Source organism: Myxococcota bacterium (assembly GCA_040387835.1).
GTDB lineage: Bacteria > Myxococcota > UBA727 > UBA727 > JABDBI01 > JAZKCZ01.
Window position 1 is genome coordinate 25,774 of the sequence record JAZKCZ010000001.1, and the last position, 14,953, is coordinate 40,726.

The window sequence follows — 14,953 nt, forward strand, 5'->3', positions numbered from 1 at the left end:
TTCAAACTTCATGGTGGCGCATGAAGCACAGACGAATCAAACCCAGTTGATTGAGCAATACGGCTCATTTGTTCGCTCCATCGCCAGACAAGTCAAAAAGGCGGTATCGCCGCGCATAGAGCTGGATGATCTCATCGCCTATGGCATGACCGGTCTATTGGAAGCCGCCGAACGTTTTGATTCAAAGCAAGGCGCCAATTTCACCACTTTCAGCTATTACCGCGTCAAAGGCGCCATCTACGACGGCCTAAGAGGCATGGGCTGGATCGGCCGCAGCGAATATCAAAAAATCCGTTTTGGTGAGCAAGCCAATGCTTATTTAGAAAGTGCCGCTGGTACTAAGACCGAAGAGTTGGAAGACCTTGCTAATCAAGTGAACAGCTTGGTAACCATTTTTGTGACTTCTTTAGAGGGTCTGCAAAACCAAGATTTCGAAGACACCAAGCTCACGGGTCAGGAAGAACGCCTGCTAGATTTGGAGTTGCGTAACACGCTGAAAAAAGCGCTTTCCAGGTTGCCTAGAGCCGATTTAGAGTTGATTAAACTGTATTATTTCCAGAATCTTAGTTTGGAAGAAGTAGGTAAAAAGATAGGCCTTTCGAAGTCTTGGACATGTCGAAAACATGCACAAGTGATCGAGAGATTGCACGAATTAATGCGCAACTAGTTGCAGCTGAGCTCTGTTTTGGTATTATCAATGAATGTATCAAATTTCTATTTTAATGATTCTGTTTATGCTGAGCGGATGTGACTTTGATTCGGGATTGCAAACTGACTACTATGGACGTGCTTCTCAAAATCACACAGAACGCCGAGAAAGAGAATATGTTCATGACAGAAAACCCCACCCGAATACGGATATGGAAAGTTTAATTATTCAAGGAAACGTTTCGGCTGTTAAAAATTTGCTCGAGCGAGATCCCTCTTTAATTAACAAGCAGTTTGGATCTAAAGGTCATTCGATATTACAGCGTGCTGTGGAAAGTAGTAAAATTGGCGACTACGATCTGATAGATTATTTACTACTGCACCCTGATTTAAAGATTAACGCTAAGGATTACTATGATAGCACGGCCTTACATAGTGCAGCATCAAAGGGTGACCCGATCTTGGTAGAAAAATTAATAGCACGCGGCGCAGAATCTTCGAAAAATAAATATGGATACGGTCCCCTGGACGAAAGAGTGGAACGTTTGAAAAAAGGTGAAGATAAAAACATAGCTGTATATGATCGGGATCAAATTGTTTTGCAGCTTTGTAGAATCGGCGCTCTAACGCATAGAGATTCGGATCCTTATAAATGCAAGATGGTCAAAATATTCTCTCAAGCCGCTTTCGAGTCCGCCGTTCAAAAAAGAAATTGGGCTTATGTGAAGGATGATTTGGAGCGTGACCCGTCACTAATCAACCAAAAATTCGGTGGAGATCAGTCTACTTTGCTGCATAATGTAGTTAAGGAATGTGCTGCGTTCTCCTTAAACAAGGAAGCCCACTGGAGGTTTTTGCGGTATGTTTTAGATTCGCCTGGCCTAGACACTAATATTAAAGATAGGAACGGCTTGACCGCACTGGACAAGGCTATCTTGTTGACAGTCGCCTGCGAGAAACATGATATTTTTCAAGTTCTTTGTTCGTCCAAGGTAAAACCAACGGCTTCTAAGTATGCAGAACAATACAGTTGTGATGAAGGATGGAAATTGGAGAAATGCAAATCGATTTGGACCACACCTTCCTTGGAAGAAAACAACTGTATTGCTTTTCTAGAGTCTTTCCGCCCTATAGAATCTAAAAGAAAAGCGATCAAAAAAATTGAACTTAAATACCATCCGGATCGCTGTAAAGATGTTGACTGTGTACCGAAAAAAGAATTTGGTCGGCAATGTGTTGATAATTTTTGGGACTCACTTGAGAAGCATTTTGTGCCTGGCTTACCTATTTAAGAACTTTTAGTCGACCGAGCCCGATATCTTCATAAATGCGGTTTCCAAGCTGCTTCCTGTGAACGCTTTTGGGGTGTCTCGTTAATGACCGCGAACGCAACTTGTTTGAAGTTCAGCCGATAACAGTGTTAGAATCAAAAAGGAGGAGCTTCATGCCCATCACACCGGTCTCTGCAGGCGTTCAGCCATTAGGCCAATTAGCTAAAGCCGCTTTAAACAAGGTTAAGCCTACAGGTCCAGGATCGCATTCCTTTGGGCAAGTGCTCCAAAAAAGTAAAGAGCTTAACAGCGCTCAAAATGTGTCCAACCTGCAAAACATAGATCTGCAAAAGACACAAAAAGTTCCAACTGCGATTAAATCTCTTTTCAACAACTGGCAGAAAGACCAAAATTCCATGCAGAAAATCATGAACGTGGCGATGAGCGGACAGACTTTTACGCCTAGCCAGCTGATTGTGCTGCAACAGGCGACTTATAAAGTGACTTTTGAACTCGAAACCATGAGTAAACTGGTTGAGCAGGCGAGCTCTTCGATAAAAACCACCATGCAAACCCAGGTCTAGCGGGCATTGACTGCGCCTGTTAGAGAATAATTATGATTTTGACTTTCATCGCTTGTGTGGTGTTGATGGCTTTGGTGTCAGCAGCGGAAACGGCGCTTACATCCTTATCTGAAACCAAGACCAGACAGCTCATTGAGACCAAGCGCAAGCGGCTTCAGGTCTTGAAGCTTTGGCTTGAACACCCCAATCGCGTGCTTACCACCCTTCTGATTGCCAACAATGCGGCAGGGGCGTTAAGCGCTTCGCTTGCTACGGTAATTGTTGAGGAATTTTTCGGTAATTACGTGATTGGCATTGCGGCCGGTATCACCACTTTGGTGATGCTGATTTTTGGAGAAGTGACGCCTAAAACTTTTGCCCGGCACAATGCCGAGTTCTTGGCGCCTATTTTGTTGAATCTTTTAAGACCTTTATATTGGCTGTTTTATCCGCTGGTTTTTATTTTGAGCTGGATTGCGGCCATTGCTGTTCGCATTTTAGGCGGGAAGACGACTTCGGATGGGCCTCTGGCTACTGAAGAAGACATCGATTACATGATTCGCTTAGGAAACGAAGAAGGGGTGCTGGCCAGCGAAGAAGGAGCCATGCTGCAAAGCGTGATTGAGTTTAGAGATACACTGGTCAAGGGCGCCACAGTGCCTAGGACTCAGATTTGTAGTTTTGACACTTCGGAAAGCTTAGATGAAATTCGAAGACAGGTATTGGAGCACGGACATTCCCGGTATCCGGTTTATGAAGATAACATTGATAATATTATTGGTATTTTTCATTCTAAAGATTTGCTGACACCAGGGCTTAAGGACTGGAAAAAGATGATTAGACCGGCATTATTTGTGCCGGAGATGATGCGACTTTGGGAAGTCTTAAAAGAGTTTCGCAGGGGCAAGACGCATCTTGCCATTGTGGTGGATGAGTACGGCGGGACTGCTGGGATTATCTCCCTAGAAGATGTTTTAGAAGAAATCGTGGGTGAAATTCGCGATGAATATGATGATGAAGAAGAGCATTTGTTTACTCAGTTGCCCACCGGTGAGTTTGAAGCCAGCGGCTTAGCCAGCATTTATGAACTGGGAGAAGCTCTGAGACTGACTTTGGATGATGATGAAGACTACGAAACTTTGGCTGGCTTCTTGATCGCTATCTATGGGAAAATGCCCATGCCAGGGACCGAAATCGAGTTTCAAGAATGGCGGTTCATTGTTGAACAAACGGATGGCAAGAAGATCGAGCGTGTAAAAATATGCCCCATTTTGACCGAATCTTAGATCACGTTGAAAGTCCAAAATGGCGAAGAAGACTTTATAGCGTCAAAAGGGTGCTTCAAAGGCTGCGCCCCTTTGGGGGCATGTCTGAAGGCAATTATATTGAGGTATTTAAAGAACAGCATGTGATTTTAGCTCAGATGCTGTCTGCCATTGAACAGGCTCAAAAAAGAGTCTGGCTTGAAACTTATATTTATGAAGGCGATGCGGTCGGAACCAAAATAAGAGATGCGTTGATCGATGCTCGGACGCGTGGGTGTGAAGTTATTTTACTTTACGACCATTTTGGCTCGTCCAGATTACCCAGAGGCTTTATGACGCCTTTGTTAAAAGCTGGCGCTGAAGTGGTCAACTTTAACCCGATTTGGGCATGGCGACGAAAAGGGCCTTTGCTCTTTCGAAACCACCGGAAAGTATTAATCATTGATGAAGACTTAAGCTTCTGCGGCAGCATGAATATTTCCTTAAACCCGGGCATGTCTTTTAGAGACACGGTAATGAAAATCAAAGGTCCGGCCACCCAAGAGCTGGGTAGGTTGTTTTTGGAAGCATTGCAGGAAACAACGGGCGAAGAAAAAAGCGATTCGTACGTGCCTGCCCAATATCCGGGCGGGGTATTTGCCCAAGTATTGGCATCGAATCAACGGCGTAAGATTGTCTCCATCCAAAGATCTATGGAGCTCAGTTTAAACCGAGCTACGACGTATTGTTACTTCACCACGCCCTATTTTTTGCCGCATGCTGGGCTTCGTAAGGCAATGATTGAAGCTGCTGAACGCGGCGTTGATGTTCGCGTATTAACAGCTGGGTTGTCGGATGTTCCGCTCATGCGGCTGGCAGCGCAGTACGTCTATAGCTTGTTCTTGCGGGCCGGAATTCGAATTTACGAACTGGACGGGCAGACTTTGCATGCAAAGACGGCCGTTATCGACGGCATCTATGCCTGGGTCGGATCCTATAATTTAGACCATTGGTCAGCCAGACGTAATTTGGAAGTGAACGTTGGCGTGATTGACCCCTACTTAGCGGACGAATTAGAGGCTCATTTTGATGCAGATCTGGAGAGTTCCAGGGAGATTTCCTGGGCTGTTTGGCGTAAACGGTCTTGGTTTCGACGAATCGTTAATTTTATGGCTTACCAGGTCATGCGCCTTTAAGAGGGTACTTTTGCCGCGTTAATCTGAAATTTTAGTCGTTCAATTTCGCTAACACTCGGATGCGCAGCCTTTTCTAACTCAATTTTCAATACGTAAAAATTGTTAGCGGGATAGCGCAGCAGGTCGTTAATTATTTTAGGAAGTGAGCCGATCAAGTATTTGAGATTGCTGTGGCTCTGAATTGGGCCTGACAAATAGTCGTTAGTGGTTTCCACTTTGGTGACATAAATGTTGACGCTATTAAAGCGGTCATTATGCTCGAAAAGACCCAATTTTTGGAGATCTTCTCGAAAGTACATTCGGGCTGACTGCGTGTGAGTTCCGGTGCCCAAACGGTTTCGATTGGTTAACTCGTACGAGCCATAATGTTGCACCCAGTCATTGTCGGTGTAAAACTGAAATAGGTAGTTGACGTTATCGGTAATAAAATCCTTTCGAATCGGTGTTGCCAAGGTGACGATTAAGTACGGGGTTCGGTACTCTCTAATTGTTTTGGCAAAGTGCAATATGACATTACCGCCATGCGAATGGCCAATATAGCAGTCTGCGTACTCGTTCGGAGGGAAGTAAGTTCTGACGAGATTAGCCAGCTCTTCTCCTGCAACAATGCGAGCGGCGTTGTCATTTACCCCGCTCCAGCCGAAAGAGTACAGTTCGACTGGCGCGTTCTGATCGTTGGCCATTAATTGGGCCATGTATTTCGTTTGCCTAAAAAGTAGATTTTCATCGGATCTATATTCCTGTGAACCTGCTGCGTAGGTGCCGTGAATATTGAAGACAACCATTTTTTTGTTAACTGTTTGTGTCCAAGGCCATGTAAAGAGCGAAGCAGCGCCGGTAGGATAGAACTCTAAGGCTCTGTCTATTTTAGTATGGGTATTGCCAACTTCTTTAAGCTCCGCGTTTAGATCCTCGAGTCCTCGAACTGACATGCTGACATAGTGCATGCCCAGCACTCGGTCATTGTCTCTAATATCGGCCCCGGTATCACCAAACCACGGCATGGGTTTATACAGTGCTTTGACCGGGAGGCGATTTTCGATCTCCGTTAAAATGGTTTTAAATTTAGCCAGTACCATGCCAAACCTTTGGATAAATTCTTGCTGTTTCGCGGCATCTTTTAGTGGATCAATTTTATAATATGAATACAGGGACGATAAAGAAACATAGGCTCTTCTAATCAGGTGAAATAGTTGTGGATCTTTCGAAACCGACTCCCAGTAGCCTTGTTGAATAGACGCGGCCAAACTATCTAGTGGCTCAATCATGTCTAACCGGTTCTTGCCAAAAAAGAAGTTGGTTACTTTAGTGACCCAGCCACCATTAAATACGCTCCATGCGTTAGTCTGCGGATCAAAATCAAGTCGGTCTAAACCTTGCCTAGAAGCGATGGTCGTGAGCGCAGTTATGTCCTGCGCGCTTAAAGCTCGGGCGATATGCGCGCTGCTCCACAAACTTTTCCCTGCAGCGATCCAAATGCTGCCCGTGGTTTGATGAAAAAATAAGTCGCTTGTGTTTTGGATTTCGTTCTTGATCGTGATCCGGCTATCCATTAGCCCCATTTGAAGTAAAGCCTGGCTGGTGCCAACCCAAAGGTTATGCTCGTCCGCAACCAATGCAGTAATAGGTGCTTTCTGAGGCAAAGGCAAAAGAGCGCTCGGGATACGCGAAATGGTGTTGTAATAGGACAGGCCCGCATCAGAGCCAATCCATAAGCGGTTTAATCTGTCTAATACCAAAGCTTTCACCGCGCCAGTAACGTTCAAATGGCTAATCTGTCTGCCTTGACGCGTAAATTGATAGATCCCTTGGCTTTGAGTGCCAATAAAACAAATTTGGTCCGTACAAGCACAGCTGGTTGCTGCAATATTGGGCAGCCAATTGGCTGAACTTCTTTCATCAAAACTCAAATCAACCGCGCCACCGACACCTCCTCGGTCTGGCTGTATGGTGATGAGCATGCTGTCTTTATCAGGGCAAAGGTCCGAAATGTAATTGCCAGGCAATTTGGTGTTCGCGGTGGACAGCCTTTCTGTAAACCACTTATTGGAAGGGCTCAGTCGCTCGATGCCTTGCCCGTAATAGCCGGCTTTACCGATCCAGATCGTTCCATCGGCCGTTTGCGTCAGAGCTGTGATTTTATCCAGGGCCCTATCGCCTCCCGCTTTATGATAGACGGTCCAATGGGCGCCTTGCAGGTGATGTAAACCTTTTGTGGTCCCCACATAGAGTTCGTTATTTTGGCTTAGGAGGATTTTTGAAATACTGTTTGGGAATACGTATTGTTTTACAATTTCGTCCGCATGCAATAAGTTGCAAAGCAATAATGATAAAACAAACTTCATGCTATTAATATAGATTTTTAGGTGTGTTATAGTCAACTAATGGATAGCCTTAGAAGGTTCGTAGGTTTGGCTAAAGTGCCTGAGACCAGGGCCACTGAAACTTCTGGTCAAGCCCCAACGGTGGATGCTTTCGAGGCTCCTAAACTCACTTTAAAAGAAAATTTGCTGCTAGAGCACAGCAAATTAAAGGTTGCTTTTGACACTGAACATGGCCCTAAGTTGGCGGAATTCCACTCCCAACTAGCTCAGGCACAAGCGGATTTGGCTCGCTTTGATCAAGTTAAAAATATGGATCTAGATGAGTGGAGCAGCAATCTCGATTTCGTCAAAAGTAAGCTTGAACATCCTGAGTCGCTAATGCATGAAGATTTGCAAAAGTACCAAGGTTGGTTGAAGGCACTGGAAGCAAAACCCCTTGCTGGTACGCCAGAACAGCTCGTTCAGGTTATGCTCCTGCTGATGACTTTAGAGGCACTGGTGCACCCAGATGCTCCCGTTATGGAGCGCCCCTCTGTGCCTTCCGGCAATGAGCCCGATTACGAAACAGAGATTCGTACCCGGTTGGACGCTGCCCAACGCGGTTTAGATGCCAGCGGTAAAAATACTCAGGTCCAACTTTTACAAATACAGGAGATTAAAAAGCGTCTAAGTCTTATTCGGGCCGAGGAAGAGCACCGTGATATTGTGATTGATACAGCTCAAAGATCAAAAGCGACGTTTGGATTCCAAGAACGAAGCAGAAGACTGACCGAAACTATCACAGCGATGCGAGCAAATTCGGTTCCGCCATTAACGCCGGTTAACGAAAATAATAGAAAAGAGCTGGAGGTCCGATTTAGATTGCAGCTGCATGAGCTAGAGAAATGGGATCTGGATATGAAGATTGCTAGCCGGGGCGGGGACCCATATGAATCTAAAACTTCGCTACCAAATATACCGGAAATGGTTCGGCAATTCCAACTTGCTCGTCTTGGTGTCGCTAATATTAGCGATGCCTACAAAGCACTATTTAAAACGACAGCAGATATGAACTTGGCAGAGTTAGGGAAGTCTGTGTCTGTCGAAAGGCTAAAAGAACTATTGGCCAGCGCGAGAGACCTTGCGAGGGACTATCCCCTGGAAGCAGCCGATTTGGGGGCTAATTTGGCGCACGCTTACAGCATATTGAATTTGAATGGTAGCGTGACGGCTGAGTTGCAGGTGGTATTGCAGAGGCGCACAGCCGAAAATCAGGTTATAGACGCCGTTTTAGGTCAGCAGCAAGCGTTGTATAGCGCCGGCGAGCTGAAAAAAATGACACTTGAACAATTGGCGCTGATCGATTTTTGTAGTCGAGCACCGTATATCGCGGGTGTTTTAATGCAGGATCATATGACCGGCGCAAAAGCAGCGCAGGCAGCTGCTGCTTGGATCCCTGGACTCGGTGCTTGGACTCCGGTCAGGATGGCTGCGGGAGCAGCGGGTGCCATCGCGGAAGTGAAGGCTCAAAAAGAAGCGGCTCGGTTAATTTCACGGCGGTATGAAGTTACTGCGAATACTATTTTACGAGGCATACAAGGCTACCAAAATGGTGGGTATGCAGGCGCTCTGCGTGACGCTGCTTCCTATGCGACCACCAGGCAAATGTTGCAAACATCAGGCGAGATTTTTAGAACAGCGGTGGAGGGCAGAAGTATCGATACGCTGTTACAGGGGTGGCGCCAAGCGCCGGGGACTGAGGCCGCCAAGGCAACGGTTGCGTGGGGGGCTGGTCTCGCGGCTGGTGCTTCCGCGTTTGGTTCGGCGGTGGCTGCAGCAGGAGGTACGGTTTCTGTTGGAGCCATCTTGTGGCCTGCCGCTGTGGTAGCGGGTGTGGGCATTAGCGCTCGTTACGCGACCAGTGCGGTGCATGATCGTTTCAAATCAGCTGAAACTAAACTATCAGAGAAACAGCAACAGACTGCAGGCCGGCTTAAAAATGCGTATGCAAGATTAATGGCTGAAAGACCTCTTCTGCCTGCTTTAACAGATGCCGATTTTTCTCGGGCTTCGTTGGAGCTCAAGCCAGACGAATCAATTATCGCTCGTGCAACTCAAAAGCTCAATGAACAACAGACGGCGACCATAGCAGACGTTGATCCAAACGTTGCCTTAGCAGTGATTGACCGACTCGCTCTTGAGCCAACTTCGAGGTAAGCTATTTCATGCAAGTTTGGGCAATGATATTAGTTGGGGTCTTAGCTGGTGCAAGCGCCGGCGTTTTTGGGATTGGGGGCGGTGTGGTCATTGTCCCCATGTTGGTTTTTCTCTTCAAATACCCACAGAGTGTTGCCAATGGGACTTCTTTGGTCGCTTTGTTATTGCCTGTGGGCATTTTAGGCGTGCTCGAATATCACCGTGCTGGCAAGATTTCGATGACCAACATACGCTTTGGGCTGCTGATCGCCGTGGGCATGTTTGTCGGTGCTTATTTTGGCGCCAAGCTGGCGGTTCATTTACCAGATCGAATCTTATCCAAATGCTTTGCGGCATTTTTGTTTTTAGTTTCGGTGAAAATGTTTTTCTCTAAATGATTAGTCAAAATCGAGAGAAAAGCGCTTGCCTAGGCTAACCATGAAGCCGAAGTTAAAAGTGAAGTTATCGGCGGTTGCGAACAGAGCTTTGGGCGGGTTTGGGAAAGGCGAGGCTTGCTCGAACGCCATGACGGCACCTTGATCGAGATAAAACGCGGTGCTTTTAGTTTTGATGGAGGTGTTAACCACGTTGCCTTGGGCATCGATGGTGACTTCCAAAACGGTGAGTTGATCTCTGGTCATGAGGGCGCCCATGGGGTCATAGCGTTTGATTTGCGTGTCCAACAGCGGCCTCCACGTACGAGACACACTTTCTTTGATTCGATTGAAATAGGTGGCGTGTTTCCATTCGAAAGTGTTGAGCCTGGTCTCGGCGCTGGTTTCTATGTCTTTATTGAGATTGTCGTTGAAGGCTGTGGCCGCGCGTGGCTCGGCTGCTTGGAAGTCTTGCCATTTGGGCATTAGGTTAGGAACTGCGGGGCCTTTGCCTCGTTTAACTTGGGTTTGTTGACCCTGACTTTTGGCGCGAGCTTGCTTAGCGGCGCTTGCTTTTTTGGGCTCGGCGTCTTTGTTGGCCGCTTGAGTTTGTTTATCTGTCTGACTATTGAACTCGCTCATGTATTCAGCATGTCTAGGCTTACGATCTTCTTTAGGGGGTTCGATTTTGACGAGCTGGCGTTTGGGTGTTTCGGGTTCTTTGGATTTTAAGTGAACCTTAATGGGCTTAGATTGCGGAGGGGCTTCCGCCAGCATCTCAGCTTTGGGCAGAAAACGCAGACCAATTAATAACATCCCATGGAGCAACAGGGCAATAATTGCCGCTGTCACTAGCTGGGCTGTTTTGGTTCGCATGAATTACTATAGTATCATGCCGCTAATTTAGGACAACTCGAGCTTGTTCAAGTTTCTGAGCGCCTAACATTCCGCAAGCGGCATCAATGTCATCGCCTCTGGTGCCTCGAACGAATACGGCGAAATGTTTTTGTAGCAAGATGTTTTGGAAAGCTTTGGTTCGCTCAAGCGCTGGCTTTTGATAGGGCGCCAGCGGGTGCGGATTGAACGGGATCAAATTCACTTTACATTTGATGCCATAGAGCCAGTCGGCCAAGCGGTGCGCGTCTTCATCGGTGTCATTGATGTCTTTGAGCAACACGTATTCGAAGGTAATGCGGCGGCGAGTTTGTAAGGGGAACTCGCGGCATACTTCGACCAGTTCTTCTAGGTTCCATTTTTTATTCACCGGCATGATGTCATCGCGGACAGCATTGGTGGTGGCATTGAAGCTGATGGCAATATGGACGTTGGTGTCTTCACCCAGACGCTTGATGTTTTTGACGATGCCTGAAGTGGATACGGTGATGCGGCGACCGGAGTAATTCTGGCCTTCTTGAGCGCAAAGCAGGCGGATCGATTGCAAAACGTTATCGTAGTTGTGCAGCGGCTCGCCCATGCCCATGTACACCAGGTTATGGATCACGCGGGCGTCTTCGGAAGGCTCTAAATCGGGTACCGCTGCATTTTTCCAGCCGATCGATTTAAGATCGCGATTGACTGCGTAGACTTGGCCAATAATTTCAGCGGCAGATAGATTTCGGGTAAGCTTTAGCGCGGCAGTGGCGCAGAACTTACAGCCCATCGCGCAGCCGACTTGGCTGGAAATACAAAGGGTATTACGGCCATCGGTCGCGGCGTTTGGGATAAACACGCTTTCGATCAGATTGCCATCATGGGTGCGAATTTGGTATTTCCGGGTGCCATCTGAACTTTGTTGAATTTTTCGGATTTCCAAAGCAGGGATGGTGCAGGTAGCTGCGAGCGAGTCACGTAACTCTTTGGAAAAGCAAGTGATTTCCTGAATATCGGTCGTCCATTGCTGGTGCAAGGCTTCGAATAACTGTTTGGCTCGGTAGGGCTTTTGGCCCTTTTCAAGCATCAGTACTTTAAGTTGTTCGAGCGAGAGGCTCAGTAAATCCTGCTGTACTTGCATGGAAAAAGTATAGAAAAATACCCCGATTTGTCAATCGGGGCTATGTCGGCTCTGGATCCCGGGTCAAGCCCGGGATGACAAACGGGCCACTCTGTCACCCCGGGCTTGACCCGGGGTCCAGCGCGCTAGATATTCGTCTGAATCGACGCGCCTTTCTTTAAGTACGCTACATATTCTTCAAAAAACTGCGCCCTATCAGCTTCCGCTGCAACGCCTTCAACCAAATTACCCATCTGCTCCGCCAACAAGTCTTTTCTCAGCTGGCTTTCAAATTGGCTTTCGCTCATATGATAGCTCGAATAAATAGCTTGCTGATAAGTCTTACGGTCCAGGCCTTTGTCAGCCCCAAAGATGTTGGTTTTGATGTAGGCGGCCAATTCCCTATCTGAAATGGAGAAGTCTTGCTTTTGAGCCAGTTGGGCTAGCAGCGATTTGGCCACCAAGCGGTCCATAACGGTCTTTTTCAGCATTTCTTGAACCGGGCCTTCTGGGTTAAAATCGGCTTGCTCAGTTTGAATCATCCGAATTTGCTGGCTATAGGCCATTTGGAATTCGGGAAAGGTGATGGCTACGCCATTTACTTCCGCAGCATAGGGGCTATTGCCGCCCAGTTGGCCCACCCAGGGTCCGAAATTGATGGCGAATACGAAGATAATCACTGCAAATAGCAGCACGACTAACCACGAATTCGAATTTTTGCGCATTAGGTCCAGCATTTTTTCTTCCTTTTTAGGTTCAAAACTCCTTGTAACTGCGCTACAGGAACCTTTCAAGGAAATTATATATGGCTCGTTTTTTTCCAAACTGGTTCTCCAGTGATATTGCGATCGACTTAGGCACTTCCAATACGCTTTTGTTCCTGCAAGGCCGCGGCATTGTGATTAATGAACCGAGCGTCGTTGCAGTGGATAGACGGCTGGTGGGTAAAAACCGAGTCGTTGCTGTGGGCCGTGAAGCCAAAGACATGTTGGGGCGAACGCCCGGCATGATCACAGCGATCAGACCAATCCAAAAGGGTGTTATCTCCGATTTTGACGCGACGGCTGAAATGCTTAGGACATTTTTAGAACGTGTTTTGGGTCGCATGGCATTTTTGAAGCCCCGTGTGGTGATTGCAGTTCCAGTCGGCATTACCGAAGTGGAGAAAAGAGCTGTTAAAGAATCAGCCGAATCAGCCAATGCTGGTGAAGTGTTTTTGATCGAAGAGCCGATGGCTGCTGCCATTGGAGCAGGGATGCCGATCACGGAGCCCTCCGGCAACATGATTGTGGACATCGGTGGCGGCACCACTGAAGTGGCTGTGATATCATTGGGCGGTATCGTTTACAGCCATTCCATTCGGATTGGCGGCGATAACTTGGATGACGCCATCGCGGCATCTATTAAGAAGCATTATTCGCTTTTGATTGGCGAGAGAACCGCTGAGCAAATTAAAATCCGCTTGGGTTCTGCGTTCCCTGATGATGATATGGGAACCATGGAAGTTAAAGGCCGCGATATTATCGCAGGCGTTCCTCGGACGATTCAAGTTGGATGCGCAGAAATTAGAGAAGCTATGGCCGAGCCAATTGGCGCCATTGCTGAGGCAGTGCGTCTCAGTTTAGAAAGGACACCGCCTGAGCTTGCATCCGATATTGTGGATCGAGGTATTATCCTTTCTGGTGGTGGGGCTTTGTTGCGTAATTTAGATGTATTGTTGCAGCGTGAAACTGGTGTTCCGGTGATGCTGTCGTCGGATCCTTTGTGCGGCACCGTGCTTGGCGCTGGCAAAGTTTTGGAAGAACTGGATCGTTTAAAGCAGGTATTAACTGTTTAGGTTGTTGGTGTGTGGAGATTTTTATCTAGATTTAAGACTTTAGCCGGCGTGGTCATTTTGGCACTGCTGCCTTTTGTCTTTTTAAAAGCACAAAAAAAGGTTCCAGCCCTGTCTGAAGCAGTGGCGGGGACCTTTTTGGATTTATCCAGCTACTTCCAAAAAGCGGTGTTGTGGGCATTCGGAGGTATTTCCGATGCGCTTGAAACCAGATCGGTTGAGCGTGAATTTCAAGATGAGATTTTTGCCTTACGATCCAAAAAGGGCCAGATTAGATCTTTGGAGATTTTGCTTTCTGAAAGCGAAAGAGAAATAGCTCGCCTCAAAGATTTGCTTCATTTTTCAGCGACCCTGCAAACACCTCGTGCCTTAGGGGCGAGTGTGATTGGACAAGTGGGCACGCCTTTAATGAAAGTTCTGCAGGTGGACCAAGGCAGTAAAGCAGGGGTAAAAAAAGGCGATGCGGTTGTAACCGAGGCGGGCGCTGTGGGCCAAGTTATTCTGACGGGCAAGCTCACCAGCGAGATTTTGCTGCTGTCTGATGCTTCCAGTGCGGTGGATATCATTGTCGGTCGCTCTCGTGCGAAGGGCATTATGCGCGGCTTGCGCGTTACCAATTTTGATCGGCTGGGTGATGTTCGCGTAGGGGATGTGGTCGTAACTTCGGGCCTTGGGGCCAGGTTTCCGGAAGGGATGCCCGTTGGCCAGATCACTCGCGTCCAAAACCACCGTCAGGGGTTATATACCGAAGCTGAAATTCGGCCGTTTGTTGATTACAACCGGCTCGAACAAGTTTTGTTGTTGACCAGAAGCGTGAAAACTGGCGCGTGGCATCGTCGGGAAATGACGTCGGAATTGCTCAGGATGAGTGTGAGACCATGATCGCATTTTTTATGATCATTGTTTTGGCCCTGGTCTATCAAGCTTTTTTGAATGCGACTTCGTTTTTGTTTCACGCCAAAAATTCTTTTTTTTTGAGTGCGCCGTTGGTGTTGGCGGTGGCTGTGTTTTGCTTGCCGATCAGGATGGGGCTTGCAGTGTTGATGTGCGCGGGCATCTTAATTGACTCTTTGACCGGGGGCATTATTGGCCCAAACTTGGTGCTCTTGGTGTTTTTGGGGCTGCTCGGTTACTTCGTGACCTCATGGCTAGGCAAGCCGCATTGGCCGATGGTGTTTTCTTTTCTTTTCGGTGCGTCATTTTTGTATCGTTTAGTGCTTTCGCAACTGTCTAATTATGGTAGTTTAAATCTGATTTTGGGCCCGTTTGCGGACATGTTCATTGGAATGATCTTTTTTTACTGCATGCCCAGGCGGATTATCAAGATTGATTAA

General features: G+C 47.3%; 14 protein-coding genes. 10 read left to right on the forward strand and 4 right to left on the reverse strand.

Going from position 1 to position 14,953, the window contains the following annotated elements:
* The first annotated feature begins 10 nt into the window (after nucleotides 1-10).
* The 5 genes from V4534_00130 (at nucleotide 11) to V4534_00150 (ending at nucleotide 4,922) form a co-directional block, all read left to right on the forward strand.
* The gene (locus tag V4534_00130) at nucleotides 11-667 is read left to right on the forward strand and encodes a sigma-70 family RNA polymerase sigma factor (GenBank protein ID MES2503267.1); all 657 of its coding nucleotides are present in this window, start codon (nucleotides 11-13) and stop codon (nucleotides 665-667) included.
* 34 nt (nucleotides 668-701) lie between these two features.
* Complete coding sequence (locus tag V4534_00135; GenBank protein ID MES2503268.1) at nucleotides 702-1,940, forward strand: ankyrin repeat domain-containing protein; 1,239 nt, start codon at nucleotides 702-704, stop codon at nucleotides 1,938-1,940.
* Nucleotides 1,941-2,092: 152 nt separating this feature from the next.
* On the forward strand, nucleotides 2,093-2,503 hold the full coding sequence (locus V4534_00140) for a hypothetical protein (GenBank protein ID MES2503269.1): 411 nt from the start codon (nucleotides 2,093-2,095) through the stop codon (nucleotides 2,501-2,503).
* A 32-nt stretch (nucleotides 2,504-2,535) separates the two neighbouring features.
* Nucleotides 2,536-3,768, forward strand: a complete 1,233-nt coding sequence (locus V4534_00145; GenBank protein MES2503270.1) for a hemolysin family protein — start codon at nucleotides 2,536-2,538, stop codon at nucleotides 3,766-3,768.
* Nucleotides 3,744-4,922: a phospholipase D-like domain-containing protein gene (locus V4534_00150; protein MES2503271.1), complete on the forward strand. Its 1,179-nt coding sequence runs from the start codon at nucleotides 3,744-3,746 to the stop codon at nucleotides 4,920-4,922. Before V4534_00145 ends, V4534_00150 begins: the two co-directional genes overlap by 25 nt.
* On the opposite strand, the gene V4534_00155 is transcribed toward V4534_00150, so the two are convergent.
* Nucleotides 4,919-7,267 carry a hypothetical protein gene (locus V4534_00155; protein ID MES2503272.1) on the reverse strand — a complete coding sequence of 783 codons (2,349 nt, stop codon included), beginning with the start codon at nucleotides 7,265-7,267 and terminating at the stop codon, nucleotides 4,919-4,921. The two genes, V4534_00150 and V4534_00155, sit on opposite strands and share 4 nt — an antisense overlap.
* Nucleotides 7,268-7,306: 39 nt before the next feature.
* Here V4534_00155 and V4534_00160 point away from each other — a divergent pair, with 39 nt between their 5' ends.
* Together V4534_00160 and V4534_00165 are read left to right on the forward strand one after the other, a co-directional pair.
* Nucleotides 7,307-9,442 (forward strand): hypothetical protein, encoded by a 2,136-nt coding sequence (locus tag V4534_00160; protein ID MES2503273.1) that lies wholly within the window; start codon nucleotides 7,307-7,309, stop codon nucleotides 9,440-9,442.
* Between the two features lie 8 nt (nucleotides 9,443-9,450).
* Nucleotides 9,451-9,819, forward strand: coding sequence for a sulfite exporter TauE/SafE family protein (locus tag V4534_00165; protein ID MES2503274.1), 369 nt, complete (start codon nucleotides 9,451-9,453; stop codon nucleotides 9,817-9,819).
* Here the strand turns inward: V4534_00165 and V4534_00170 are convergent, their stop codons facing one another.
* The 3 genes from V4534_00170 to V4534_00180 all read right to left on the reverse strand — a co-directional run bounded on the left by V4534_00170 (nucleotide 9,820) and on the right by V4534_00180 (nucleotide 12,510).
* Nucleotides 9,820-10,671 (reverse strand): TonB family protein, encoded by an 852-nt coding sequence (locus V4534_00170; protein ID MES2503275.1) that lies wholly within the window; start codon nucleotides 10,669-10,671, stop codon nucleotides 9,820-9,822. It lies immediately after the preceding gene.
* Nucleotides 10,672-10,693: 22 nt separating this feature from the next.
* Nucleotides 10,694-11,806, reverse strand: coding sequence for a 23S rRNA (adenine(2503)-C(2))-methyltransferase RlmN (gene rlmN / locus V4534_00175; protein MES2503276.1), 1,113 nt, complete (start codon nucleotides 11,804-11,806; stop codon nucleotides 10,694-10,696).
* Between the two features lie 125 nt (nucleotides 11,807-11,931).
* Complete coding sequence (locus tag V4534_00180) at nucleotides 11,932-12,510, reverse strand: SurA N-terminal domain-containing protein (GenBank protein MES2503277.1); 579 nt, start codon at nucleotides 12,508-12,510, stop codon at nucleotides 11,932-11,934.
* A gap of 80 nt (nucleotides 12,511-12,590) precedes the next feature.
* Here V4534_00180 and V4534_00185 point away from each other — a divergent pair, with 80 nt between their 5' ends.
* From V4534_00185 to V4534_00195, 3 genes are read left to right on the forward strand one after another with little or no spacing between them, the layout of a single operon-like run.
* Nucleotides 12,591-13,622, forward strand: a complete 1,032-nt coding sequence (locus tag V4534_00185; GenBank protein MES2503278.1) for a rod shape-determining protein — start codon at nucleotides 12,591-12,593, stop codon at nucleotides 13,620-13,622.
* Between the two features lie 9 nt (nucleotides 13,623-13,631).
* Nucleotides 13,632-14,501: a rod shape-determining protein MreC gene (gene mreC / locus V4534_00190; protein MES2503279.1), complete on the forward strand. Its 870-nt coding sequence runs from the start codon at nucleotides 13,632-13,634 to the stop codon at nucleotides 14,499-14,501.
* Entirely contained in the window at nucleotides 14,498-14,953 is a 456-nt protein-coding gene (locus tag V4534_00195) for a hypothetical protein (GenBank protein MES2503280.1), read from the forward strand. The genes mreC and V4534_00195 overlap by 4 nt, the downstream gene beginning before the upstream one ends.

Coding starts and splice junctions, on each gene's coding strand:
- V4534_00170 (MES2503275.1), bottom strand. CDS start 10,671: ATGCGAACCAAAACAGCCCAGCTAGTGACAGCGGCAATTATTGCCCTG.
- V4534_00195 (MES2503280.1), top strand. CDS start 14,498: ATGATCGCATTTTTTATGATCATTGTTTTGGCCCTGGTCTATCAAGCT.
- V4534_00160 (MES2503273.1), top strand. CDS start 7,307: ATGGATAGCCTTAGAAGGTTCGTAGGTTTGGCTAAAGTGCCTGAGACC.
- V4534_00145 (MES2503270.1), top strand. CDS start 2,536: ATGATTTTGACTTTCATCGCTTGTGTGGTGTTGATGGCTTTGGTGTCA.
- V4534_00130 (MES2503267.1), top strand. CDS start 11: ATGGTGGCGCATGAAGCACAGACGAATCAAACCCAGTTGATTGAGCAA.
- V4534_00150 (MES2503271.1), top strand. CDS start 3,744: ATGCCCCATTTTGACCGAATCTTAGATCACGTTGAAAGTCCAAAATGG.
- rlmN (MES2503276.1), bottom strand. CDS start 11,806: ATGCAAGTACAGCAGGATTTACTGAGCCTCTCGCTCGAACAACTTAAA.
- V4534_00140 (MES2503269.1), top strand. CDS start 2,093: ATGCCCATCACACCGGTCTCTGCAGGCGTTCAGCCATTAGGCCAATTA.
- V4534_00185 (MES2503278.1), top strand. CDS start 12,591: ATGGCTCGTTTTTTTCCAAACTGGTTCTCCAGTGATATTGCGATCGAC.
- V4534_00135 (MES2503268.1), top strand. CDS start 702: ATGTATCAAATTTCTATTTTAATGATTCTGTTTATGCTGAGCGGATGT.
- V4534_00165 (MES2503274.1), top strand. CDS start 9,451: ATGCAAGTTTGGGCAATGATATTAGTTGGGGTCTTAGCTGGTGCAAGC.
- V4534_00155 (MES2503272.1), bottom strand. CDS start 7,267: ATGAAGTTTGTTTTATCATTATTGCTTTGCAACTTATTGCATGCGGAC.
- V4534_00180 (MES2503277.1), bottom strand. CDS start 12,510: ATGCGCAAAAATTCGAATTCGTGGTTAGTCGTGCTGCTATTTGCAGTG.